The sequence below is a fragment of the Streptomyces sp. BBFR25 genome (genome assembly GCF_044590125.1).
Classification (GTDB): Bacteria; Actinomycetota; Actinomycetes; order Streptomycetales; family Streptomycetaceae; genus Streptomyces; species Streptomyces canus_D.
Window position 1 is genome coordinate 5,475,969 of sequence record NZ_CP172447.1, and the last position, 24,007, is coordinate 5,499,975.

The following is a 24,007-nucleotide window of genomic DNA, read 5'->3' on the forward strand; positions in this document are numbered from 1 at the left end:
CTCCATGCGCGGAGCCATGCACGCCAAATGGGCCGCATGCGCGGCGGCGGTAGCCCTCGCGGCGACGGCCTGCGGCGGCGGGGGCGGGGACGGAGGCAGCGGCGGGGACGGCGGCGGCGTGCTCAGCTCCTCCTGGGGCGACCCCCAGAACCCGCTGGAGCCGGCCAACACCAACGAGGTGCAGGGCGGCAAGGTCCTCGACATGATCTTCCGGGGGCTGAAGAAGTACGACCCCGAGACCGGTGAGGCGCAGAACATGCTCGCCGAGAAGATCGACACCTCCGACTCGCAGAACTACACCGTCACCGTCAAGGACGGCTGGACCTTCTCCAACGGCGAGAAGGTCACCGCCCAGTCCTTCGTGGACGCCTGGAACTACGGCGCGAGCCTCAAGAACAACCAGCGCAACGCGTACTTCTTCGCGTACATCGACGGCTACGACAAGGTGCACCCCGAGAGCGGCTCGCAGAGCGCCGACACGCTCTCCGGGCTGAAGGTGACCGGCCCGCGCACCTTCACCATCAAGCTCAACCAGAAGTTCTCCAGCTTCCCCGACACCCTCGGCTACAACGCCTTCGCGCCGCTGCCCAAGGCGTTCTTCGACGACCACGACGCCTGGCTGAAGAAGCCGGTCGGCAACGGCCCCTACCAGGTCGACAACTACAGCCGCGGCTCCCAGATGTCCCTGCGCACCTGGGACGACTACCCCGGTCCGGACAAGGCGCAGAACGGCGGCGTGGACCTCAAGGTCTACACCGACAACAACACCGCCTACACCGACCTGATCGCGGGCAACCTCGACCTCGTCGACGACGTCCCGGCCTCGCAGCTCAAGAACGTCAAGAACGACCTCGGCGACCGGTACATCAACACCCCCGCGGGCATCATCCAGACCCTAGCCTTCCCGTTCTACGACAACGACTGGAACAAGTCCGGCTCGGAGAAGGTCCGCAAGGGCCTGTCCATGGCGATCGACCGCAAGCAGATCACCGACACGATCTTCCAGAACACCCGCACCCCCGCCACCGACTGGACCTCACCGGTCCTCGGCGAGGAGGGCGGCTACAAGCCGGGCCTGTGCGGGGACGCCTGCGAGTACAACGCCGAGGAGGCCAAGAAGCTGGTCAAGGAGGGCGGCGGACTCCCCGGCGGCCAGGTCAAGATCACGTACAACGCCGACACCGGCTCCCACAAGCAGTGGGTCGACGCGGTCTGCAACTCCATCAACAACGCCCTGGACAACGACCGCGCCTGCGCCGGCAACCCGGTCGGCACCTTCGCCGACTTCCGCAACCAGATCACCGGCAAGAAGATGAGCGGCCCCTTCCGCGCCGGCTGGCAGATGGACTACCCGCTCATCCAGAACTTCCTCCAGCCGCTCTACTACACCAACGCCTCCTCCAACGACGGCAAGTGGTCCAACCAGGAGTTCGACGACCTGGTCGACAAGGCCAACGGCCAGACCGACACCGCCGAGGCGGTCAAGACCTTCCAGCAGGCCGAGGAGGTCGTCCGCGACAACATGGCCGCCATCCCGCTCTGGTACCAGAACGGCAGCGCGGGCTACTCGGACCGGCTTTCCAACGTGAAGCTCAACCCGTTCAGCGTCCCGGTCTACAACGAGATCAAGGTCGGCTGAGGAGGCGCCATGGGACGCTATGTCGTCCGGCGGCTGCTCCAGATGATCCCGGTCTTCATCGGGGCCACGCTGCTGATCTTCCTGATGGTCAACGTGATGGGCGACCCCATCGCGGGCCTGTGCGGCGACCGGGAGTGCGACCCGGCGACGGCCGCGCAACTGCGGCACGAGTTCGGCCTCGACCAGCCCGTGTGGCGGCAGTACGTCACCTACATGGGCAACGTCTTCACCGGCGACTTCGGCACCGCCTTCAACGGCCAGCCGGTCACCGAGCTGATGGGCACGGCGTTCCCGGTCACCATCCGGCTCACCCTCGTCGCGATCCTCTTCGAGATCGTCGTCGGCATCATCCTCGGCGTCGTCACCGGCCTGCGCCGCGGCCGCCCCGTCGACACCGGGGTGCTGCTGCTGACCCTCGTCGTCATCTCCGTCCCCACCTTCGTCACCGGCCTGCTGCTCCAGCTGCTGCTCGGGGTGAAGTGGGGGTGGATCGACCCGGCCGTCTCCTCCGAGGCGGCCTTCGGCGAGCTGATCGTCCCCGGCCTGGTCCTCGCCTCGGTCTCGCTGGCCTACGTCACCCGGCTGACCCGCACCTCCATCGCGGAGAACCGGCGCTCCGACTACGTCCGCACCGCCATCGCCAAGGGCCTGCCCCGCCACCGGGTCATCACCCGGCACCTGCTGCGCAACTCCCTGATCCCCGTCGTCACCTTCATCGGCACCGACATCGGCGCCCTGATGGGCGGCGCCATCGTCACCGAGCGGATCTTCAACATCCACGGCGTCGGCTACCAGCTCTACCAGGGCATCCTGCGCCAGAACACCCAGACCGTCGTCGGCTTCGTCACCGTCCTGGTCCTCGTCTTCCTCGTCGCCAACCTCGTCGTCGACCTCCTGTACGCCGTACTCGACCCGAGGATCCGCTATGTCTGACGACCCCTACGAGCCCGACCGCGCCATCGCCGCGACCGGCACGGGCGGCACGATGGACCTGGGCAGCAGCGAGGCGGTCACGCTGGAGCAGCCGCCGGGACCGGACGGGGCGGACCCGCGGGACAAGCCGCGCAGCCTCTGGTCCGACGCCTGGCACGACCTGCGCCGCAACCCCGTCTTCATCATCTCCGCCCTGGTGATCCTCTTCCTGGTCGTCATCTCCATCTGGCCGTCGCTGATCGCCTCCGGCAGCCCGCTCAAGTGCGACCTGGCCAAGGCCCAGGAGGGCTCCCAGCCCGGCCATCCCTTCGGCTTCAACGGCCAGGGCTGCGACGTCTACACCCGCACCGTCTACGGCGCCCGCACCTCGGTCGCGGTCGGCATCCTCGCCACCCTCGGCGTCGCGATCCTCGGCAGCGTCCTCGGCGGCCTCGCCGGGTTCTTCGGCGGCGGCGGGGACGCGGTCCTGTCGCGGATCACCGACATCTTCTTCGCGATCCCGGTCGTCCTGGGCGGACTCGTGCTGCTCTCCGTCATCACCAGCAACACCGTCTGGCCGGTCATCGGCTTCATCGTGCTGCTCGGCTGGCCGCAGATCTCCCGCATCGCCCGCGGCTCCGTCATCACCGCCAAACAGAACGACTACGTGCAGGCGGCGCGGGCGCTGGGCGCCTCCAACTCCCGGCTCCTGCTGCGCCACATCGCACCCAACGCCATCGCGCCGGTCATCGTCGTGGCGACCATCGCGCTCGGCACCTACATCTCCCTGGAGGCGACCCTGTCCTTCCTCGGCGTCGGCCTGAAGCCGCCCAGCGTCTCCTGGGGCATCGACATCTCCGCCGCCGCCCCCTACGTCCGCAACGCCCCGCACGCGCTGCTGTGGCCCTCCGGAGCCCTCGCCGTCACCGTCCTCGCGTTCATCATGCTCGGCGACGCGGTGCGCGACGCCCTCGACCCGAAGCTGAGGTGAGCCGCCGCATGCTGCTCGAAGTGCGCGACCTGCACGTGGAGTTCCACACCCGCGACGGCGTCGCCAAGGCCGTCAACGGCGTCTCCTACGGCGTGGACGCGGGCGAGACCCTCGCGGTGCTCGGCGAGTCCGGCTCCGGCAAGTCCGTCACCGCCCAGACGGTCATGGGCATCCTCGACGTCCCGCCGGGCCGGATCACCGCCGGGGAGATCCTCTTCGAGGGCCGGGACCTGCTGAAGCTCAAGGAGGAGCAACGCCGGAAGATCCGCGGCGCCGAGATGGCGATGATCTTCCAGGACGCGCTGTCCTCGCTGAACCCGGTCCTGACCGTCGGCGCCCAACTCGCCGAGATGTTCACCGTGCACCGCGGCATGTCCCGCAAGGACGCCCACGCCAAGGCGATCGAGCTGATGGACCGGGTCCGCATCCCGGCCGCCAGGGAGCGGGTGAAGCAGTACCCGCACCAGTTCTCCGGCGGCATGCGCCAGCGCATCATGATCGCGATGGCGATGGCCCTGGAGCCCAAGCTGATCATCGCCGACGAACCGACCACCGCCCTGGACGTCACCGTCCAGGCCCAGGTCATGGACCTGCTCGCGGAACTCCAGCGCGAGCTGCACATGGGCCTGATCCTCATCACCCACGACCTCGGCGTGGTCGCCGACGTCGCCGACAAGATCGCCGTCATGTACGCGGGCCGGATCGTCGAGACGGCACCCGTCCACGACATCTACAAGGCCCCGGCCCACCCGTACACCCGCGGCCTGCTGGAGTCGATCCCGCGCCTGGACCAGAAGGGCCGGGAGCTGTACGCCATCAAGGGCCTGCCGCCCAACCTCACCCGCATCCCGCCCGGCTGCGCCTTCCACCCCCGCTGCCCGATGGCCCAGGACGTCTGCCGCACCGACGTACCGCCGCTGTACGACGTCACGGAGTCCGACGCCGAGCGGGGCAGCGCCTGCCACTTCTGGAGGGAGTGCCTGCATGCCTGAGACCACAGAGCCGATCCTCGAAGTCCGGGGCCTGGTCAAGCACTACCCGCTGACCTCCGGCATCCTCTTCAAGAAGCAGGTCGGCGCGGTCAAGGCCGTCGACGGCGTGGACTTCGAACTGGCCCGCGGCGAGACCCTCGGCATCGTCGGCGAGTCCGGCTGCGGCAAGTCCACGGTCGCCAAGATGCTGGTCAACCTGGAGAAGCCGACGGCGGGGGAGATCCGCTACAAGGGCGAGGACATCACCCGCCTGTCGGGAAAGGCCCTGAAGTCCGTACGCCGCAACATCCAGATGGTCTTCCAGGACCCCTACACCTCCCTCAACCCCCGCATGACCGTCGGGGACATCATCGGCGAGGCGTACGACATCCACCCGGAGGTGGCCCCGAAGGGCGACCGCCGGAGGCGGGTCCAGGACCTGCTGGACGTGGTCGGCCTGAACCCGGAGTACATCAACCGCTACCCCCACCAGTTCTCCGGCGGCCAGCGGCAGCGCATCGGGATCGCGCGGGGCCTGGCGCTGCGCCCGGAGATCATCGTCGCCGACGAACCCGTCTCGGCCCTCGACGTGTCCGTGCAGGCCCAGGTGATCAACCTGATGGGCCGCCTCCAGGACGAGTTCGACCTGTCCTACATCTTCATCGCCCACGACCTGTCGATCGTCCGGCACATCTCCGACCGGGTCGGCGTGATGTACCTGGGCCGCATCGTGGAGACGGGCCGGGACGCGGAGATCTACGACCACCCCACGCACCCCTACACCCAGGCCCTGCTGTCCGCGGTGCCGGTGCCCGACCCGGAGGCCCGGGAGCACCGTGAGCGGATCATCCTGGCCGGCGACGTCCCGTCCCCCACCAACATCCCCTCCGGCTGCCGCTTCCGCACCCGCTGCTGGAAGGCGCGGGAGCGCTGCGCCCTGGAGGTGCCGGCGCTCGCCGTGCCCGCCGAGTTCCGCTCGGTCTCCGGCCCCGCGGCGCACGACTCCGCCTGCCACTTCGCGGAGGAGAAGCAGGTGGTGCCGCCCGAGGGGGAGAGCGAGGGGGAGAGCGAGGGCGACGGCAGCGGGCCGGGGTGACATGGTCCCCGGCCCGCTTACGGCACCCGCACGGCCGTACGCCGATCAGCGTGGCGCGGCCGTGTGTCGGGGCCGCTTCGGTGAAGTTACCCGCGTGTCAAAGGCGTTGGCGTACGGGTGACGCGGCAGGCGTCACGCCGGGGCGGGCAGCGACCGCTTGAGGAAGTCCACCTGGAGCCGCAGCAGGTTCTCGGCGACCGACTCCTGCGGGGTCATGTGCGTGACGCCGGACAGGGGCAGCACCTCGTGCGGCCGGCCGGCCGCCAGCAGGGCCGAGGACAGCCGCAGCGAGTGGGCGACCACCACGTTGTCGTCCGCGAGGCCGTGGATGACCATCATGGGCCGGTGCGGCTCGGCGGCGTCGACCAGTCCGGCGTCGTCGATCACCGAGTTGCGGCGGTAGACCTCCGGCTGCTCACCGGGGTCGCCGAGGTACCGCTCCTGGTAGTGGGTGTCGTAGAGCCGCAGGTCGGTGACCGGGGCGCCCACCACGGCGGCGTGGAAGACGTCCGGCCTGCGCAGCGCCGCGAGGGCGGCCAGGTAGCCGCCGAAGGACCAGCCCCGGATGGCGACGCGGTCCAGGTCCAGCGGGAAGTCGGCGGCGAGGGCGTGCAGCGTGTCCACCTGGTCCTGGAGCACGACGGCGGCCACGTCGTCCTTGAGGGCCTTCTCCCAGGCGGGGGAGCGCCCCGGAGTGCCCCGCCCGTCGGCGACGACCACCGCGAACCCCTGGTCGGCGAACCACTGCGAGGTGAGGTGGGCGTTGTGCGCGGCCACGACGCGCTGGCCGTGCGGGCCGCCGTAGGGGTCCAGGAGGACGGGGAGGGGGGCGTCACCGTGGTAGTCCGTTGGCATAAGCACGGCGCACGGGACACGCCGTGCGCCCCCCTGGGTGAGGGTCACGCGCGGGGACAAACCGGGGTCTTCCGCATACGAGGCGATGCTCGCCGTCGGCTTCCCGTCCCGCAGCACCCGCACCCGGGCGCCCGGCCGGTCCAGGGTGGCGGAGACGAGCACGGTCACGTTCCCCGCGCGCACCGCCGAGTGCACGCCGGGCTCCTGCGAGAGGCGCTCCACACCGAGTTCGTTCACCCGGTAGACGTGCACCTCGCCGGTCTCCGCCTCCGCCGCCTCCTCGCCCGCCGAGGCGGAGACCAGCACGTCGTCGGCCCCGACGTCCAGCACCGCCCGCAGGTGCAACTGGGCGCCCGTGAGCGGTCGTTCGCCCACCGCGAGCACCCGTGCGCCGCCCTCGTCGGCGATCCGCACGAGGTGGCCCGAGGGACTCCAGCAGGGCGCCCCGGGGAAGAGTTCCAGCCAAATTGGATCTTCGTCGGCGTGCACCATCCGGGTCGTCCCCGACGCGGTGTCCACCGCCAGGTACAGCTGGCTGCGCTGGTCGCGCGCCTGTACGAGCAGCAGTGGCGCACCCGCCGCTGACCAGTGCACTCGCGCCAGATACGGATACCGCGCCCGGTCCCAGAGGACCTCCGTGCGCCCCCCGTCGAGGCCGACGAGGAACAGCCGTACGTCCGCGTTGGGGGTGCCCGCCGCCGGGTACGGCACGTGTTGTGGATCACGTCCGGGGTGGGCCGGGTCGGAGATCCACCAGCGCTGCACCGGCGTGTCGTCCACGCGCGCCACCAGCAGCCGGTCCGACTCCGGGCTCCACCAGAAGCCCCGGCTGCGCGCCATCTCCTCGGCCGCCACGAACTCGGCGAGCCCGTACGTGACGCCCTCGCCGTCCGCCTCGGCCAGCGCCCTGTCCCCGTCGCCCTCGGCGCCCACGACCCGCAGGGCGCCCCGGGCGACGTAGGCGACGTGCCGGCCGTCGGGGGAGGGGCGCGGGTCGATCACCGGCCCGGGCGTGGGCAGTTCGCGCGCGGTGCCGACCCGCAACTCGGCCGTGAACAGGCGCCCCGACAGCGCGAAGGAGGCCAGCTCGACCGCCGAGTCGGTGGCGTAGCCGACGATCCCGGCGCCGCCCTCGCGGCTGCGCTCGCGCCGGGCCCGTTCCTCGGGCGACAGGCGTTCCTCGGTGTCGCCCAGCAGGGCGCGGGGGTCGGCGGCGACGCGCTCCCCGCCCTCCTCGACGTCCAGGACCCACAGGGAATTGGCCCGGTCGGTACCGGTACCGGAGCGCAGGAAGGCCACCCGTGAACCATCGGGTGCCACGGTGAACGAACGCGGCGCGCCGAGCGTGAACCGCTGGGTGCGGGCGTGCCGTTTGGGGAAGGAGTCGGACTCGGTCGTCATGCCTTGACCATATTGGCCATGCGCCCCCTTGTGCGGCCGTGCGCCGAGAGATGCGCGCGCACGGATAGTTATGATCACTAGCGCATAGTGGGTATCAACCAGGTGCCCCGCTGCGTGGATTTATCTGCCCCGAGCTTTGACTGCGACCGACCCCCCCCATGTCCCTGGGCCCATTGGAGGTGAGCCGCCGTGGCACTCTCGATTTCGGCGGTTGTGCTGCTGGCGATCATCGTCTTCCTGCTGGTCAAGAAGTCAGGCTTGAAGACGGGCCATGCGATCGTGTGCATGCTTCTCGGCTTCTACCTGGCCTCCTCGACGATCGCTCCCACGATCAACGACCTGACGACCAACATCGCCGGGATGATCAGCGACATCAACTTCTGACGTCGGTGCCGACGTCGGGGCGGGCTCCCCGCCCCGACGGTTGGGCACGGCCGGTGCGGACATGAGGACGGGGCGCGGGCCTCATAAGGTGGGGGCCATGACGGAACCACCCGCCCGGCGTCTGCTGCTGGTGCACGCGCACCCGGACGACGAGTCGATCAACAACGGCGTCACCATGGCCCGGTACGCGGCCGAGGGCGCGCACGTGACGCTGGTGACCTGCACCCTCGGCGAGCGGGGCGAGGTCATTCCGCCCGCGCTCGCCCACCTGTCCGGAGCCGCCCTGGGCGGGCACCGCAGGGGCGAGCTGGCGGACGCGATGCGCGCGCTCGGCGTCGAGGACGTCCGGCTGCTCGGCGGGCCGGGGCGGTTCGCCGACTCCGGGATGATGGGACTGTCCGACAACGACGACCCCGGCTGCCTGTGGCAGGCGGACGTCGACGCGGCCGCGGCCCTGCTCGTCGACGTGATCCGCGAGGTGCGCCCCCAGGTGCTCGTCACCTACGACCCGAACGGCGGCTACGGCCACCCCGACCACATCCAGGCCCACCGCATCGCCATGCGGGCGGTGGAGCTGGCGGCCGAGGCCGGGTGCCCCGTCGCCAAGGTCTACTGGAACCGCGTGCCGCGCTCCTACGTGGAGGACGCCTTCGCCCGGCTCCGGGACGACCTGCCCGGCCTGCCGTTCGAGAAGGCGGCCGGTGTCGAGGACGTGCCGGGCGTCGTCGACGACGAGCGGATCACCACCGAGATCCGCGGCGAGGGCACCGCGTACGCCGCCGCCAAGGCCGCCGCGATGCGCGCGCACGCCACCCAGATCACGGTCGCCGGACCGTACTTCGTCCTCTCCAACGACCTGGCCCAGCCGCTCCTCGCCACCGAGTACTACGAACTGGTGCGCGGCGAGCGGGGCGGCGGCGACGGGCGCGAGAACGACCTGTTCGCCGGGATCACCGGGATCGCCGGGGCCACCGGGACCTCCGCGGTCCCCGCGACCGGGGAGGCCTCGTGAGCGGCCGCAACGAACCGGCGAGCTCCGCACTCGCCCAGCCCCTGCGTCCGCCCTCGCCCGGACGGGCCGCCCTGTACGTGGGCCTCTTCGCGCTCGGCGCCGTCGTCGGGGTGGCGGGTGCGCTGGTGCAGCCGGCCTGGTTCCCGGGCGGACTGCTGCTCGCGCTGGCCGCCGAGGCGGGGCTGTGCGTCGGGGCGGGCCGTGCCGTGGGACGCCGGGGAGGGGCCGTCGCGCCCGCCCTCGGCTGGGCGCTCGCCGTGGTGCTGCTCACCACCAGTCGACCGGAGGGCGACTTCCTCTTCGCCGCCGGGATCGGCTCCTATCTCTTCCTGCTCGGCGGCATCGCCGTTGCTGTGATCTGCGCCACCCTCGCGCCGGTGCGGCAACCGGACGGCGGCTCCGCCCGACTTCGCAAGTGACGTACTACTTCGCCGTGCCGCGTGCGTGCGAGTCCCGTGTGGGTTTCCCCGGCGGTCACGGGATACGCGTGAGAAGTGGCCAGTATGGTGGTGCGCGCCGCCGAGCCGCCCGCTGAAGGCGTGACGGGCGGCGGAGCCAACCGGGAGAACCTGCCTTGAGTCGTGAAACTGACAGTTCGTCCTCCGGGCCCCACGGGCGCGGCGGAGCCGCATACCCGTCGGGCACCCCGCCCTACGGGACACCCACGGCTTCCGACGCCGGTGCGGACGCGGGCCGTTCGGCCGCCCGACCGGAGGAGCGCAAGACCGAGACGACGCTGACGACCCGGATCCGGATCAACATCCCCGGGTCGCGGCCCATCCCGCCGGTCGTCGTGCGCAAGCCCGTCGCGGACACCGCGGACGCCGCCGACGCCGCCGAGGACACGGAGACGACGGGCGAGCGGCCCGCGCCGGCGCCGAGTGCGGCCGCGCCCGCGGCCGCCGCTCCCGAGGCTCCCGCCGAGACCGGACGGCCCGCCGAGGAGAAGCCGACGAGCGACTGGTTCGCGCCACGCAAGTCGGGACCGGGCAAGGGCACTCCGGGTGGCGGCTCCACGAACGGCGCCGGTCTGAGCGGCGGTTCGGCTGCGGCTGCCGGGGGCCCGGGTGCGCAGGGCCCCCGCGGGACAGGGACCGCGGGCGCTTCGGGTGCCGGTGCGCGGCCGGGCGGCGGGAGTGGCCGTCCCGGTGGCGTCGTCGGCTCCATGAGCGCGCCCGGCGGCTCCCGCCCCGGGTCCGCGGGCGGCGCCCCCCGCTCCGGTGCGACCGGCGGGCCGGTGGCACCCGGCCACGGTGGCGGCACCGGTTCCTTCGACGTGACCGAGGCGCTGGCGGCCGGCCCCCTGGGCGGCGACGGCAACGGCACCCGGCCGGGCAGTGACGCCGGTGGCGAGCCGCGCCGTGACGACCTGCCGTACTTCGCGGCGGACGGGCAGGCCGCCCCGGGCCCCGGCGCCCCCGGCGGGCAGCAGAACGGCCTGAACGGGCAGTCCCCGTACGGCAACGGACCCCAGGGCCCCGCGGGCCCGACGAGCGGTCCGGTCACCGGCGACGGCCGGCTGGCGCCGCCCCCGGCCGGCGACCTCGGCGACCTGGGCACGTCCGGCGGCCCCGGAGCGCCGGACGGGCAGCGCGAGCCCGCACCGAACGCCCTGCGCGGCCCGGGGGGCCCCGGCGCGGGTCCGAACGCCGCCCGCCCCGGCCCCGGCGGCGGGCTCAGCGACGACACCGCGATCCTCACCCCGCAGCGGCCGGTTCCCCCCGGCATGGGCAACCCGGACAACGTCTCCGGCAACACCGTCACCAGCGGCATCCCCGTCGTACCGGGCGGAAGGGGCGAGCCGTTCCGGCCCGCCCCCGGCGACGGGCCGGTGCCGCACACGCCGCCCAAGCTGCCCGAGCCGGTCTCCGCGCCGCCGGCGAGTTCCGCCAAGCCCGCCAAGAAGAAGGGGCGCAGGAAGCTCCCGCTGCTCGTCGGCGCACTGGTCGTCGTCGCCGGTGTCACCTACGGCGCCGGCCTGCTGATGAACCGCTCCGACGTGCCCAAGGGCACCACCGTGCTCGGCGTCGACATCGGCGGCGGCACCCGCGACGACGCCGTCGAGAAGCTGGACGCGGTCCTCGGTGCCCGCGCGGCCAAGCCGCTCAAGCTCACGGTGGGCGGCGACACCGTCTCCCTGAAGCCGGACCAGGCGGGACTCCAGCTCGACACCCAGGCCACGGCCAGCGACGCGGCGACGAGCGACTACAACCCGATGTCCGTGATCGGCTCGCTCTTCGGCCAGAAGCGGGTCGTCGAACCGGTCATGCCCGTCGACGAGGAGAAGCTGCACGCCGCCCTGCAGAACGCCGCGAGCGGGGCCGGATCGGTCACCGAGGGCACGATCAAGTTCGAGTCGGGCAAGGCCGTCCCCGTGTACGGCAAGGCCGGCAAGGGCATAGACGTCGCCAAGTCGACCGAGGCCGTGCAGGCCGCCTACCGCGCCCAGGTGGAGACCGGCACCGCCACCGCGGTGAACGTGCCGACGACCACCAAGGAGCCCACGGTCTCCAAGGCCGAGGTCGACCGGATGCTGAAGGAGTTCGCCGAGCCGGCCATGTCGGACCGGGTGACCGTGCAGACGGACGCGGCGCACTCCATCCCGATGAGCCCCGAGAAGTCGCTGTGGAAGTTCCTCAGGGTCACGGCCGTCGACGGCAAGCTCGTCGACAAGCCCGACCTGAACGCCCTCAAGGAGCTGTACGGCCAGACCTTCGACGGTGTGCTCATCACCCGGGCCAACGGTGAGAAGACCGCCGTCACCCCCCAGGACGTCTACGGCGCCATGCGCCAGGCCCTGAAGAGCAAGACCGACCGGGTGGCCGTCATCGACACCAACCCCAGCTGACGCGGCCGCAGGAGAAAGGGGCGCCCGGCACTCGCCGGGCGCCCCTCTCGTCGTACGCCGCCGCGGCCACGACGGCCTCAGTTCAGCATCGCCCGAGCCGCCCGGGCCTCCCCGCGCACCTCCTCGGCGACCGCCTGATCCACCGCCCCCACCACCTCCGCATACGCCTCCAACTCCCCGGCCCCCGCCAGGAAATCCCCCCGCTGCACCAGCAACCGCGCCCGCTCGTACCGCAACCGCGCCGCATGCGCCGGCAACAGCAGCGCCAGCTCGACCGCCCACAGGCCGACCGCCGACTGCTCCGGCCGCCTGGCCGCCCACGCCCGGATGTTGTTGAGCACCCGGGACACGACGTCCAGCGGCGCCGCGGGTTCCAGCATCGACGGCCGCAGCTCCGCTCCCGTCGCCCCGGAGACCAGCACCTCCGCGTCCTTCCCGCTCAGCAGCCGCCCCCCGTCGAACGGATCGACGAGCACCCGCTCCTCCAGCGACCCGGCCTCCGACCCCGGCTCCGGCTCCGTCCCGAACCCGACCACGAAGTGCCCGGGCAGCGCGACCCCGTACACCGGCGCCCCCGCCCGTCGGGCCACCTCGATCCACACCACCGACAGCAGGATCGGCAGCCCGCGCCTGCGCCGCAGCACCTCGTGCAGCAGCGACGACTCCAGCCGCTGGTAGTCGGCCGCCACCCCGTGGAACCCGTACCGCTCGCCGAGCAGGTCCCGCAGCGCCTGGGCCCAGGCCCGCGGCGTACCCGGCCGGAACGGCAGCTGTCCGGCCAGCCGGTCCAGTTCCACCTGCGCGGCGTCCAGCCCGGCCTCGTCCAGCGTCCCGTCCGCCTCCGCGCCCACCAGCAGGCACAGCGTGGTCAGGTCGGGCCGCTCGGACCGCGCCTCTTCGGCGAACCGCCGCCGCACTTCGGCCGACCGTTCCGGCGAGGGGGGCTGAGGTGGGGTCACCGGTCCGTCCCGGCGTCCCCGGGCTCCCGGTAGTGGTGGTAGGCGTGATGCGCGGCGAAGCCCATCCCGGCGTACAGCGCCCGGGCGGCGGCGTTGTCCGTCTCCACCTGGAGCCAGGCCGCCGACGCGCCCTCGTCGAGCGCCCGCCGGGCCAGCGCGGCCATCACGGCGGTCGCGAGCCCCCGCCGCCGCTGCGCGGGGTCGACCTCGACGGCCGCGAAGGAGGCCCAACGCCCGTCCACGACACACCGTCCGATCGCCGCCGGAGCACCCGTCGCGTCCGCGCCGGACACCGTGGCGAACCACACCGACGGCCCGCCGCCCAGCACCCGCAGGGCCACGTCGCTCACGCCCTTGCGCTGGTACCGGGCCAGCCACGCCTCGTCCGCCTCCCGGGACAGGACCACACCAGTGCCCTCGGCCAGATCGGCGACCGGCGCGAGTCCGCCCGTCCACACCTCGGCCGTCACCTCGCGGACCCATCCGCGCCCCTCCAGCTCCGCGCACAGCAGCTCCTGCGCGCCGTCGGCGCCGGTCGCGGTCTGGACGTACGCGGGCAGCCCGCGCTCGCCGTACCAGCGGCGTACGGCCGTCAGCGCCTCGTCGAGCGGCAGCCCCGGATCGCCGAGCGGCAGCACGGAGTTGGCCCGCCGTGTGAAGCCCGCGGCGGCCCGCAGCTCCCACCCGCCGAGCCGCTCGCTCTCCACCGGCGGCCAGGCCCGCGCGGCGACCCGCGCCAGCTCCTCGTAGGACGCGGCGGGACCGCGACGGCGGGCGGGCGCGGCCGGCACGACCTTTCCGGCGACCAGGGCGGACTCCGCGACACGGACGGATTCGCCACTCTTTCGTGTGATCAGCAGCACACCGTCGGTCCATGATGTGAGAACACCGACCGTGTCGGTGAACCTCTCACCCGCGACACCAGCTTCGCTCAAGCGCCGTACGGAGACTCGTTTGCCCACGTCAGCAGCGGTGATACGGACCTCAAGTCGCCCTGCGGCAGAGAATTCCACGGGTCTGTCCACCCCTCCTGTTCGGATCATGCCCAAGAACGGAGATACTAGGGGCGGGCATCGACGACGCCGCGCTCCCGCGCGCCAGGCGGCGGAGCCTGAGGAGGCCCGCCAGCGCCCTATCGAGGAGGAACGACAGCGTGACCTACGTCATCGCGCAGCCTTGTGTCGACGTGAAGGACAAGGCGTGCATCGAGGAGTGCCCGGTCGACTGCATCTACGAGGGCCAGCGGTCCTTGTACATCCACCCGGACGAATGCGTCGACTGTGGTGCCTGTGAGCCGGTCTGCCCGGTCGAGGCGATCTTCTACGAGGACGACACTCCGGAGGAGTGGAAGGACTATTACAAGGCGAACGTCGAGTTCTTCGACGAGCTCGGTTCGCCGGGCGGCGCCAGCAAGCTGGGGCTGATCGAGCGCGACCACCCCTTCGTCGCCGCGCTGCCGCCGCAGAACCAGTAAGAGCGGCCCGCACCCGCGCCGCCTCGGTCCCGTACGGCCCGATCCCCGATCGGCGCCGCACGGGACCGAGGCGTTTGCCGTGCCGGGCGTTCACGAGGAAAGGGAGCCACCCACGTGTCCGCAGTCTCCGACCGCCCACCCGTCGCCCACCACCACCCTTCCAACGAGTCGCTTCGCGACCGCCTTCCCGACTTCCCCTGGGACAAGCTGGAGCCGTACAAGAAGACGGCCGCGGCCCACCCCGGCGGCATCGTCGACCTCTCGGTCGGCACCCCGGTCGACCCGGTCCCCGAGCTGATCCAGAAGGCCCTGGTGGATGCGGCGGACTCCCCGGGCTACCCGACCGTCTGGGGCACCCCGGCGCTGCGCGACGCGATCACCGGCTGGGTGGAGCGCCGCCTCGGCGCCCGGGACGTCACCCACCGCCACGTGCTGCCCATCGTCGGCTCCAAGGAACTCGTCGCCTGGCTCCCGACCCAGCTGGGCCTCGGCCCCGGCGACAAGGTGGCCTTCCCCCGCCTGGCCTACCCGACGTACGAGGTCGGCGCGCGCCTGGCCCGCGCGGAGTACGAGGCGTACGACGACCCGACCGAGCTGGACCCGGCGGGCCTCAAGCTCCTCTGGCTCAACTCCCCGTCCAACCCGACCGGCAGGGTGCTCTCCAAGGGCGACCTGACCCGCATCGTGGCCTGGGCCCGCGAGCACGGCGTCCTCGTCGTCTCCGACGAGTGCTACCTGGAGCTGGGCTGGGAGGCGGCCCCGGTCTCGGTCCTGCACCCGGACGTCAACGGCGGCTCCTACGACGGCCTGGTCGCCGTCCACTCCCTCTCCAAGCGCTCCAACCTCGCCGGCTACCGCGCGGCCTTCCTGGCCGGCGACCCGGCCGTCCTGGGCCCGCTCCTGGAGATCCGCAAGCACGGCGGCATGATGACCTCGGCGCCGACCCAGGCGGCCGTGGTGGCGGCGCTCGGCGACGACGAGCACGTCCGCGTCCAGCGCGAGCGCTACGCGGCCCGCCGCGCCGCCCTGCGCGCCGCCCTGCTCGGCCACGGCTTCCGCATCGAGCACAGCGAGGCCAGCCTCTACCTCTGGGCCACCCGCGACGAGTCCTGCTGGGACACGGTCGCCCACCTCGCCGACCGCGGCATCCTGGTCGCCCCGGGCGACTTCTACGGCCCGGCAGGCGAAAACTTCGTCCGCGTAGCCCTGACAGCAACAGACGAACGCGTCCAGACAGCGGCCGAACGCCTGAAGGGCTGACCCGGCCGCGGGCAGTCGCTCCGCCCGGCTGTGGGCAGTCGTTCCGCAGGGCGGAACGGGTGGGCACAGCCACCGACGCCGGGCATCGGCCAAGACACGCCCACCGCACCCAGGGGGCAAGCAAAACGCCGGGGCCTGGGAACTCCCAGACCCCGGCGCCGTATAAGCCCGGCGCTAGCCGATCGGCAGCCCCTGCACCGGCAGCCCACCCTTACCCAGCGCGTCCGTCGGCAGCCCACCCTTCGTCGCGGTCGAAGCCGTGTCACCCACGATGTCCCCGGCGGAGCCCGCCGCGTCCCCGGCGGCGTTCTGCGCCGCCGGCGTGGCCTTCTTGACGACCGATCCACCGGTCTTGCCGGCGGTCGGCACGGCCTTCTTGACGGCCTTGCCGCCGGTGTCACCCGCGGTCTCGGTGACGGTCTCGGCCGCGGAGGCGGCGGTGTTGCCGACGTTCGCCCCGTCCAGGGCGGTCAGTCCCCCGAGGTTCGGGGTGGCCGGCAGTTCGGGCGCCGCGCTGGCGGAGCCGGCCGCACCGACCCCGGCAGCCGCTCCCGCAGCGACGAGCAGCGCGGCACGGGCGATCCGGCGGGTCAGGGGGAGGGACATGATGCTCCTTCGACGTAAGTCGACAACAACGATGAGTGATCCGACCGGGCCCGGAGGGCGACCGGAGAGTGATCGACCGGGCTCGGACGCAGTGACTACCGCTCGAGAGCCACGAAGGTTGCGGCGACCCAACGTAAAGAGTTGGTAATGCGTCGCATTATCAGGTGCACAGAAAAACGGGCAAAAGGGCGCCGGTCGGAAAGTCTGCTGAATCCTTACGGCCCTTGATTTTCCTGGGCTCCGACGCAGCCATGGGTGAGGGTGCGAAAACCCGTGCTCCGCGTCGACCTCACGCCGACGCGGGTCACTCGCGCGGAGGACGCTCCGTACGGGCGCGCTACCGGGCGGACGTGATCCGCACCGGTCCCGCCGCCCGCTCCGCGCCCTTGGCGCCCGCGGCGCCCACCGGACTCCACTTGCTGTCCGTGTTGCCCGCGGTCCACTCCCGGCCCGCGTAGGTGACCCGCTGGATGTGCAGCGAGGAGGCGTTGGCCACCGCCCAGTGCGCCAGCTGCCAGCCGCGCCGCCCGCGTTCCGCGGCCGCGCCGGAACCGGTGCCGCCGGTCACCGGCACGTCACGGTCCGTTCGTCGGAGCCGGCCGTGGGCCGGGGAGAGGCGGCGTCGCCGCCCGCTTCGGCTCCGGCCGGGCGGAGCACGTCGTGCCCGAAGTCCCGTACCAGCGCCGCGCGCACCGCGTCCGGCCCCTTCTCCTGGGTCGCGCCCGGGCGCCCGTCGCAGGTCAGCGTCGCCGCGGACCGTCCGGTGAGCGCGGCGGCGAGCAGCTCGGCGCCGGGTTCGTGCTTGGCGTAGGCGTACGGGAAGGCGCTGCGCTGCACGCGCTGGGCGGCGTCGGTCAGCGGCAGGTCCAGGTAGCCGGGCACCTCGACCAGGTGGTCGTAGAACAGGCCCGCCGAGTACGCCGGGTCCATGATCTCCTCGGGCTTGCCCCAGCCCTGCGAGGGCCGCTGCTGGAACAGGCCGAGCGAGTCCTTGTCGCCGTGGTCCAGGTTGCGCAGCGACGACTCCTGGAGCGCGGTCGCCAGCGCGATCGTCACGGCCCGGTCGGGCAGCTTGCGCGCGGTGCCGACGGCGGTGATCGTCGCGGCGTTCACCGCCTGCTCCGGCGTGAACTCGTAGCTCGACGCCTCGCCCGCGCCGCCGGTCACCTTGCACCCCGGGGCGCCCGCGCCCCCGGTGACGTACTGCACCGCCAGATAACCGGCGACCGCGAGCAGGACCATGGAGGCGGCGCCCGAACGGGCGAGGCGGCCACGGCGTTTGCGGGGTGGGGACGGCTGAAGCACGCGTACAAGGTACTGGAGGGTAGGGTCCGGTGTCCGCCGGGTACGCACTCTGCCCGAAAGGGCAGGGCGTTAGGGTCGGGGCCATGGCCGATACCCCGCTTGACCTCACGCTGGACGCCGCGGAGCTTACCGCGCGGCTCGTCGACCTCCCGTCCGAGAGCGGCACCGAGGAGCCCCTGGCGGACGCGATCGAGAGCGCCCTGCGGGCCCTGCCCCACCTGTCGGTCGAGCGGTACGGCAACAACGTCGTCGCCCGCACCGACCTGGGCCGCGCGGAGCGCGTGATCCTGGCCGGCCACATCGACACCGTGCCGATCGCCGACAACGTCCCGTCCCGGCTGGACGAGGACGGGGTGCTGTGGGGCTGCGGCACCTGCGACATGAAGGCGGGCGTCGCCGTCCAGCTGCGCATCGCGGCCACCGTCCCCGCCCCCAACCGCGACCTGACCTTCGTCTTCTACGACAACGAGGAGGTCGCCGCCGAGCTGAACGGCCTCAAGCACGTCGCCGAGGCCCACCCCGAGTGGCTGGAGGGCGACTTCGCGGTGCTCCTGGAACCCTCCGACGGCCAGGTGGAGGGCGGCTGCCAGGGCACCCTGCGGGTGCTGCTGAAGACGGCGGGGGAGCGGGCGCACTCGGCGCGCTCCTGGATGGGCTCCAACGCCATCCACGCCGCCGCCCCGATCCTCGCGCGCCTGGCGGAGTACAAGCCCCGGTACCCGGTCATCGACGGCCTGGAGTACCGCGAGGGCCTCAACGCGGTCGGCATCACCGGCGGGGTCGCGGGCAACGTCATCCCCGACGCGTGCGTGGTCACGGTGAACTTCCGCTACGCCCCGGACCGCAGCCCCGAGGACGCCCTCGCCCACGTGCGCGAGGTCTTCGCGGACTGCGGGGTGACGGAGTTCGTGGTCGACGACCACAGCGGCGCGGCCCTGCCGGGGCTGTCCCACCCGGCCGCGGCGGCCTTCATCGAGGCGGTGGGCGGCACCCCGCAGCCGAAGTACGGCTGGACGGACGTGTCCCGCTTCTCCGCGCTCGGCGTCCCGGCGGTCAACTACGGCCCCGGCAACCCGCACCTGGCGCACAAGCGCGACGAGCGGGTCGAGGTGGCGAAGATCCTCGCCGGTGAGGAACGCCTGCGGTCGTGGCTGACGGCTTGATCCACCGCGGGTTTATGTCGGTGCGTGGCGGACATGCTGAGGTCCCTCGTACGTAACCCGCGTAGATCTACGCTGAGGTGGAAGAACCTGCAACTGGAGGGAGCGCGCATGGCTACCGGCAACCCCGAGGGCAAGAAGCGGCCACCGGAGGAGCAGCGCCTGGGCCCCGTCCTCCGGCGGCGGGACAAGGTGCAGAAGAGCACCACGGACCAGCGCCTGCTGGACGAGCGTGCCCCGACGGACTGGGTGCACACCGACCCCTGGCGCGTCCTGCGCATCCAGTCGGAGTTCATCGAGGGCTTCGGCACGCTGGCCGAACTGCCGCCCGCCATCAGCGTCTTCGGCTCCGCCCGCACGTCGGCGGACTCACCGGAGTACGACGCCGGCGTACGGCTGGGCCGCGGCCTGGTGGAGGCGGGCTTCGCCGTCATCACCGGCGGCGGACCCGGCGCCATGGAGGCGGCCAACAAGGGCGCCCTGGAGGCGAAGGGCACGTCGGTAGGCCTGGGCATCGAGCTGCCCTTCGAGCAGGGGCTCAACCCGTACGTGGACATCGGCCTGAACTTCCGTTACTTCTTCGTCCGCAAGATGATGTTCGTGAAGTACGCGCAGGGCTTCGTCGTGCTGCCCGGCGGCCTCGGCACCCTCGACGAACTCTTCGAGGCCCTCACCCTGGTGCAGACCCAGAAGGTGACCCGCTTCCCCATCGTCCTGTTCGGCTCGGAGTACTGGGGCGGCCTGGTGGACTGGCTCCGCGGCACCCTGGTGGCCCAGGGCAAGGCCGCAGAGAAGGACCTCATGCTCTTCCACGTCACGGACGACGTGGACGAGGCCGTGGCCCTGGTCTCCAAGGAGGCGGGCCGGTAAACGGCGGGTCAGGGCGGGGCGAAGCCGTGGGCCGGACCCCGCCGCGGCCCTAGGCCAGCCCCCGCCGGGCCACCGCGGGCTCCCGGTGCCCGGCGATGGTCGCCACCATGTCCAGCACCTGCCGGGTCTCCGCCACCTCGTGCACCCGGTACACCCGGGCCCCCAGCCAGGCCGAGACGGCGGTCGTCGCCAGCGTGCCGATCAGCCGTTCCTTCACGGGCCGGTCCAGCGTCTCCCCGACGAAGTCCTTGTTCGACAGGGACACCAGCACCGGCCACCCCGTCTCCACCATCTCCCCGAGCCGCCGCGTCGCCTCCAGGCTGTGCCGGGTGTTCTTCCCGAAGTCGTGCCCGGGGTCGATCAGCACCGACTCCCGCGGCACGCCCAGCCCCGCCGCCCGCTCGGCCAGCCCCAGGGTCACTTGGAGGATGTCCGCCATGACGTCGTCGTACGTCACCCGGTGCGGCCGGGTGCGCGGCTCGGCGCCGCCCGCGTGGGTGCACACCAGCCCCACCCCGTACCGGGCCGCGACCTCCGCGAGCTTCGGGTCGACGCCGCCCCACGCGTCGTTCAGCAGGTCCGCGCCCGCCTCGCACACGGCCTCGCCGACCTCGTGCCGCCAGGTGTCCACGCTGATCACGACGTCGGGGAAGCGCCGCCGGACCTCCGCGACGAAGCCCACCGTCCGCCGCGCCTCCTCCGCGGCCGACACCTCGTCCCCGGGGCCCGCCTTCACCCCGCCGACGTCGATGATCGCGGCGCCCTCGGCCACGGCCTGCTCCACGCGCGCGAGGGCGGGCTCGTCGCGGAAGGTCGCCCCCTGGTCGTAGAAGGAGTCCGGGGTCCGGTTCACGATCGCCATGATCACCGGCTCGTGCGCCGCGAATTCGCGCCTGCCCAGCCTGAGCATCCCCTGTGCCATCTCCTCGACCACACCGTTTCTCTCGTGCCGCTCTCGACCTCGGGCGCGCGGTCCTTCGACGACCGCGGTCCCGGCTGTCAGACTCGCATGGCACGATCGGACCCGACACAACCGACTCCGACTCCGGTCGGATCCGACCCGACCATGGGGGCCCAGCGATGGTCATGTTCCTGTTCCTCGTCATCGCGCTGGCCGTCGTCGTGGCCGCGGTGACGCTCGCCGTGGTGGGCGGCGGCGAGAGCGGGCCGCTGCCCGACGCCGCACCCGAGCGGGTACGGGACGCGCTGCCCCCGGACCGTCCGGTGGACCGCGGCGACGTGGAGCGGCTGCGCTTCCCGCTGGTGGTCCGCGGCTACCGCATGGGGGACGTCGACGACGCCCTCGGCCGCCTCGGCGCCGAGCTGGCCGAGCGGGACGCCCGCATCGCCGACCTGGAGTCCGCGCTGGCGGGCGCCCGGGCCGCCGCCGCCCACCGCCACGTGGTCATGGACAAGCCGGCCCAGGAGGAGCAGCAGTGAGCGCCGGGGAAGCCCTCGCGGGCCCGGACGGCGCGCTGCGCTGCCCCTGGGCGCTCTCCACCGCGGACTACGTCACGTACCACGACGACGAGTGGGGCCGCCCGGTCCACGGCGACGACGCCCTCTACGAGCGGCTCAGCCTGGAGGCCTTCCAGTCCGGCCTGTCCTGGATCACCATCCTGCGTCGCCGCACCGGCTTCCGCGGCGCCTTCGCGGACTTCGAGATCGCCAAGGTCGCCGCGTTCACCGAGGCCGACCGCGAGCGGCTCCTCGCCGACCCCGGCATCATCCGCAACCGCGCCAAGATCGACGCGACCCTGGCCAACGCGCGCGTGCTGGCCGAGTGGGCCCCCGGCGACCTGGACGAGCTGATCTGGTCGCACGCCCCCGACCCGGCCGGACGACCGGCCCCGAAGACCCTCACCGACGTCCCGGCCGTCACCCCGGAGTCCACGGCGCTGTCCAAGGCCCTCAAGAAGCGGGGCCTGCGCTTCGTCGGCCCGACGACGGCGTACGCGCTGATGCAGGCGTGCGGACTGGTCGACGACCACCTGGCGGCCTGCGTGGCCCGCCGGTCCTGAACGGCCTAGCGGCCCAGGTATTTCGGCTTCTGCTTCTCGACGAACGCCCGCACCGCGATCGCGTGGTCCTCGGAGGACCCCGCCCGCGACTGCAGCTCGTCCTCCTTGACCAGCGTCTCGGAGAGCGAGTGCGTCAGCCCGTACGCCATCGCCTCCTTCAGCGCCGCGTACGCCACCGTCGGCCCCTCGGCCAGCGCGCGCGCCGTCTTCTCGGCCTCGGCGCGCAGGTCGGCGGCGGGGACCACCCGGGTGGCGATGCCCAGCTCGTACGCCTCCTGCGCGCCGATGCTGCGCGGGAAGAGCAGCAGGTCGGCGGCGCGGCCGGGGCCGACGACGCGCGGCAGCGTCCAGGAGATGCCGGAGTCCGCGGTGAGCGCCACGCCCGCGAAGGAGGTGTTGAACGCCGCCGTGTCCGCGACGATCCGGTAGTCCGCCGCGAGCGCGAACCCCAGGCCCGCCCCGGCCGCCACGCCGTTCACGGCGGCGACCACCGGCTTCCGCGCCTCGACGAGCGCCCGCACGATCGGGTTGTAGTGCTCGCGCACCGTGCTCATCGTCTGCCCCGAGCCCGTCTCCCGGTCGGCGGCCAGCAGTCCGATGTGTTCCTTGAGGTCCTGGCCGACGCAGAACGCGCGCTCCCCGGCCGCGGTCAGCAGCACCGCCCGTACGGCGTCGTCCGCCGCCGCGGAGCGCACCGCGTCCCGGAGCGCGACCTTGGTCTCGATGTTCAGCGCGTTCATCGCCTCGGGGCGGTTCAGCGTGATCGTCGCGAGCCCGTCGCTCACTTCGTGGAGCACGGTGTCGGCCATGGGAGATCCCCTCCGCGTCGTGTCATGCAGTGTCGTACGGCGGCATGCGGTGGCATGCGTCCGGGAGACAGCATGACGGAGATCACCGGGAACGGATCGCCCGGGCGATGTGACCTGCGTCAAAGAAATCCGGTCCGTATCCATTCGGTGGAAGTGCGTGAGGGCGCGCAGTATCGCAGTCACATCGCCGAATTGAGTGGTTTTGCTCGCGCGCGTTGCCCAAGCGATGCCGACCGATGTTGGTCATCGGGTCCTGCGATGCGGGATAATGGCTGGGAAGCAATGTGTTCGATGCCGGTGTCGCGCGTCCTTGCCGGAATGCGCGTGCCCTCACGGGCCGTCGCCGGTGACGGTGAGCTGGTATCAGGAAGGGGAACGAGCATGGCGGCCATGAAGCCGCGGACGGGCGATGGCCCGCTCGAGGTGACCAAGGAGGGGCGGGGCATCGTCATGCGCGTTCCGCTCGAAGGCGGCGGGCGGCTCGTCGTCGAGCTGACCCCCGATGAGGCCGACGCGCTCGGCGACGCCCTCAAGAAGGTCGTCGGCTGACGCGCGAGCGACCATACCCGTGCAATCACCCCGGTACCGCACCTGGTGCCGGGGTGATTGTCGTGTGACGGCCTTTCCCGGCGCCCGGCACCTTTTTCCGGCATTCGGGTGAGCGCCGCGCGGGCGGAAACTTCGGATCAGCGCTTCACGGCGCACAGCAGTCCGTCGCCCACCGGGAGCAGCGACGGCACCAGCTCCTGGCTCTCCCGTACCGCGCGCAGGAGTTCCCGCACCCGCAGCACCTCGGTGGGCTGCGGTCCCGAGTCGATCGTGCGGCCGGCGCCGAAGACGCCCTCGAAGGCGACGAGACCTCCGGGGCGCAGCAGGCGCAACGATTCAGCGAGGTAGTCCTGGTACTCCAGACGGTCGCCGTCGCAGAAGACGAGGTCGTAGCCGGCGTCCGCGAGCCGGGGCAGCACGTCCAGGGCGCGTCCGGGAATGAACCGGGCGCGGTTGCTGGCGAAGCCCGCGGCCCGGAAGGCCTGGCGGGCGAACTGCTGGTGCTCCGGCTCCGGGTCGACCGTCGTCAGCACCCCGTCCGGCCGCATACCGTGCAGCAGATGGATCCCGGAGACGCCGCAGCCGGTGCCGATCTCCGCGACCGCCTTGGCGTCCACGGCGGCGGCGAGCAACCCCAGGGCGGAGCCGGTGCCAGGGGTCACCGAGCGCAGACCCGCCTCGCGGGCCCGGTCGCGTGCCCAGAGCAGCGCGTCGTCCTCGGCGACATAGGCGTCGGCGAACGCCCAGCTCGTCTGCCGGTTGCCGGTAATGACCCTCTCCTGTCCCCGTCGTTGCCTCGGCGTGACTGTATCCGTTGGCGTCGGGAACCCGCAGATGGGACCAGTCGTTAAAAGGGGAAGCAAGAAGGCGGAACCGAGGAGACGC

At 72.3% G+C, this 24,007-nt stretch carries 23 protein-coding genes and 1 pseudogene; 16 read left to right on the plus strand and 8 right to left on the minus strand.

The genetic code is table 11. The features are described 5' to 3' along the window. The first annotated feature begins 4 nt into the window (after positions 1-4). The 5 genes from ACGH52_RS25105 to ACGH52_RS25125 are packed head-to-tail and all read left to right on the plus strand — an operon-like array spanning position 5 to position 5,609. A complete protein-coding gene (locus ACGH52_RS25105; protein ID WP_210976807.1) occupies positions 5-1,639 on the plus strand; it encodes an ABC transporter substrate-binding protein in 1,635 nt (544 codons plus the stop codon). A 9-nt stretch (positions 1,640-1,648) separates the two neighbouring features. Next, positions 1,649-2,572 carry an ABC transporter permease gene (locus ACGH52_RS25110; protein ID WP_059300743.1) on the plus strand — a complete coding sequence of 308 codons (924 nt, stop codon included), beginning with the start codon at positions 1,649-1,651 and terminating at the stop codon, positions 2,570-2,572. Then, positions 2,565-3,542 carry an ABC transporter permease gene (locus ACGH52_RS25115; protein ID WP_193777487.1) on the plus strand — a complete coding sequence of 326 codons (978 nt, stop codon included), beginning with the start codon at positions 2,565-2,567 and terminating at the stop codon, positions 3,540-3,542. Before ACGH52_RS25110 ends, ACGH52_RS25115 begins: the two co-directional genes overlap by 8 nt. Before the next feature lie 8 nt (positions 3,543-3,550). Continuing rightward, the gene (locus ACGH52_RS25120; protein ID WP_059300741.1) at positions 3,551-4,534 is read left to right on the plus strand and encodes an ABC transporter ATP-binding protein; all 984 of its coding nucleotides are present in this window, start codon (positions 3,551-3,553) and stop codon (positions 4,532-4,534) included. Continuing rightward, a complete protein-coding gene (locus tag ACGH52_RS25125; protein WP_121701212.1) occupies positions 4,527-5,609 on the plus strand; it encodes an ABC transporter ATP-binding protein in 1,083 nt (360 codons plus the stop codon). Before ACGH52_RS25120 ends, ACGH52_RS25125 begins: the two co-directional genes overlap by 8 nt. A gap of 132 nt (positions 5,610-5,741) precedes the next feature. Here the strand turns inward: ACGH52_RS25125 and ACGH52_RS25130 are convergent, their stop codons facing one another. Further along, positions 5,742-7,865, minus strand: a complete 2,124-nt coding sequence (locus tag ACGH52_RS25130) for a prolyl oligopeptidase family serine peptidase (RefSeq protein WP_399942544.1) — start codon at positions 7,863-7,865, stop codon at positions 5,742-5,744. 189 nt (positions 7,866-8,054) lie between these two features. Between ACGH52_RS25130 and ACGH52_RS25135 the strand changes: the two genes are divergently transcribed. The 4 genes from ACGH52_RS25135 to ACGH52_RS25150 all read left to right on the plus strand — a co-directional run bounded on the left by ACGH52_RS25135 (position 8,055) and on the right by ACGH52_RS25150 (position 12,109). Further along, positions 8,055-8,249 carry a hypothetical protein gene (locus ACGH52_RS25135; RefSeq protein ID WP_059300738.1) on the plus strand — a complete coding sequence of 65 codons (195 nt, stop codon included), beginning with the start codon at positions 8,055-8,057 and terminating at the stop codon, positions 8,247-8,249. Between the two features lie 97 nt (positions 8,250-8,346). Next, on the plus strand, positions 8,347-9,261 hold the full coding sequence (mshB, locus tag ACGH52_RS25140) for an N-acetyl-1-D-myo-inositol-2-amino-2-deoxy-alpha-D-glucopyranoside deacetylase (protein ID WP_399942547.1): 915 nt from the start codon (positions 8,347-8,349) through the stop codon (positions 9,259-9,261). Beyond that, positions 9,258-9,680 carry a DUF6113 family protein gene (locus ACGH52_RS25145; RefSeq protein ID WP_076976136.1) on the plus strand — a complete coding sequence of 141 codons (423 nt, stop codon included), beginning with the start codon at positions 9,258-9,260 and terminating at the stop codon, positions 9,678-9,680. The genes mshB and ACGH52_RS25145 overlap by 4 nt, the downstream gene beginning before the upstream one ends. 155 nt (positions 9,681-9,835) lie before the next feature. Next, on the plus strand, positions 9,836-12,109 hold the full coding sequence (locus ACGH52_RS25150; protein ID WP_399942551.1) for a hypothetical protein: 2,274 nt from the start codon (positions 9,836-9,838) through the stop codon (positions 12,107-12,109). A 77-nt stretch (positions 12,110-12,186) separates the two neighbouring features. Here ACGH52_RS25150 and ACGH52_RS25155 read toward each other — a convergent pair whose 3' ends face one another. Further along, on the minus strand, positions 12,187-13,068 hold the full coding sequence (locus ACGH52_RS25155; protein ID WP_399942553.1) for a transglutaminase-like domain-containing protein: 882 nt from the start codon (positions 13,066-13,068) through the stop codon (positions 12,187-12,189). After that, positions 13,065-14,081: a GNAT family N-acetyltransferase gene (locus ACGH52_RS25160; protein ID WP_399942556.1), complete on the minus strand. Its 1,017-nt coding sequence runs from the start codon at positions 14,079-14,081 to the stop codon at positions 13,065-13,067. The genes ACGH52_RS25155 and ACGH52_RS25160 overlap by 4 nt, the downstream gene beginning before the upstream one ends. Positions 14,082-14,221: 140 nt before the next feature. On the opposite strand from ACGH52_RS25160, the gene fdxA reads away from it, so the two are divergent. Both fdxA and ACGH52_RS25170 read left to right on the plus strand, forming a co-directional pair. After that, positions 14,222-14,542 (plus strand): ferredoxin, encoded by a 321-nt coding sequence (gene fdxA / locus ACGH52_RS25165; protein WP_003973842.1) that lies wholly within the window; start codon positions 14,222-14,224, stop codon positions 14,540-14,542. Between the two features lie 114 nt (positions 14,543-14,656). Beyond that, positions 14,657-15,802 (plus strand): bifunctional succinyldiaminopimelate transaminase/glutamate-prephenate aminotransferase, encoded by a 1,146-nt coding sequence (locus ACGH52_RS25170; protein ID WP_076976140.1) that lies wholly within the window; start codon positions 14,657-14,659, stop codon positions 15,800-15,802. A 174-nt stretch (positions 15,803-15,976) separates the two neighbouring features. Here ACGH52_RS25170 and ACGH52_RS25175 read toward each other — a convergent pair whose 3' ends face one another. Both ACGH52_RS25175 and ACGH52_RS25180 read right to left on the minus strand, forming a co-directional pair. After that, positions 15,977-16,408 carry an ATP-binding protein gene (locus ACGH52_RS25175; protein WP_076976141.1) on the minus strand — a complete coding sequence of 144 codons (432 nt, stop codon included), beginning with the start codon at positions 16,406-16,408 and terminating at the stop codon, positions 15,977-15,979. 337 nt (positions 16,409-16,745) lie between these two features. Further along, positions 16,746-17,650: pseudogene (locus ACGH52_RS25180) on the minus strand (heavy metal transporter). A 146-nt stretch (positions 17,651-17,796) separates the two neighbouring features. Here ACGH52_RS25180 and dapE point away from each other — a divergent pair. Together dapE and ACGH52_RS25190 are read left to right on the plus strand one after the other, a co-directional pair. Next, the gene (gene dapE / locus ACGH52_RS25185; RefSeq protein ID WP_059300729.1) at positions 17,797-18,876 is read left to right on the plus strand and encodes a succinyl-diaminopimelate desuccinylase; all 1,080 of its coding nucleotides are present in this window, start codon (positions 17,797-17,799) and stop codon (positions 18,874-18,876) included. A gap of 108 nt (positions 18,877-18,984) precedes the next feature. Further along, complete coding sequence (locus ACGH52_RS25190) at positions 18,985-19,743, plus strand: TIGR00730 family Rossman fold protein (protein ID WP_210976814.1); 759 nt, start codon at positions 18,985-18,987, stop codon at positions 19,741-19,743. A 49-nt stretch (positions 19,744-19,792) separates the two neighbouring features. On the opposite strand, the gene folP is transcribed toward ACGH52_RS25190, so the two are convergent. Next, positions 19,793-20,653, minus strand: coding sequence for a dihydropteroate synthase (folP, locus tag ACGH52_RS25195; protein ID WP_076976296.1), 861 nt, complete (start codon positions 20,651-20,653; stop codon positions 19,793-19,795). 176 nt (positions 20,654-20,829) lie between these two features. On the opposite strand from folP, the gene ACGH52_RS25200 reads away from it, so the two are divergent. After that, entirely contained in the window at positions 20,830-21,183 is a 354-nt protein-coding gene (locus tag ACGH52_RS25200; protein ID WP_171987399.1) for a DivIVA domain-containing protein, read from the plus strand. Continuing rightward, on the plus strand, positions 21,180-21,764 hold the full coding sequence (locus ACGH52_RS25205; protein WP_076976146.1) for a DNA-3-methyladenine glycosylase I: 585 nt from the start codon (positions 21,180-21,182) through the stop codon (positions 21,762-21,764). Before ACGH52_RS25200 ends, ACGH52_RS25205 begins: the two co-directional genes overlap by 4 nt. A 5-nt stretch (positions 21,765-21,769) precedes the next feature. Here ACGH52_RS25205 and ACGH52_RS25210 read toward each other — a convergent pair whose 3' ends face one another. After that, positions 21,770-22,573: an enoyl-CoA hydratase/isomerase family protein gene (locus ACGH52_RS25210; protein ID WP_399942562.1), complete on the minus strand. Its 804-nt coding sequence runs from the start codon at positions 22,571-22,573 to the stop codon at positions 21,770-21,772. Positions 22,574-22,954: 381 nt separating this feature from the next. Here ACGH52_RS25210 and ACGH52_RS25215 point away from each other — a divergent pair, with 381 nt between their 5' ends. Continuing rightward, positions 22,955-23,122, plus strand: a complete 168-nt coding sequence (locus ACGH52_RS25215) for a DUF3117 domain-containing protein (RefSeq protein WP_003966491.1) — start codon at positions 22,955-22,957, stop codon at positions 23,120-23,122. Positions 23,123-23,259: 137 nt separating this feature from the next. On the opposite strand, the gene ACGH52_RS25220 is transcribed toward ACGH52_RS25215, so the two are convergent. Beyond that, entirely contained in the window at positions 23,260-23,958 is a 699-nt protein-coding gene (locus tag ACGH52_RS25220) for an O-methyltransferase (protein WP_274579073.1), read from the minus strand. Positions 23,959-24,007: the final 49 nt, after the last annotated feature.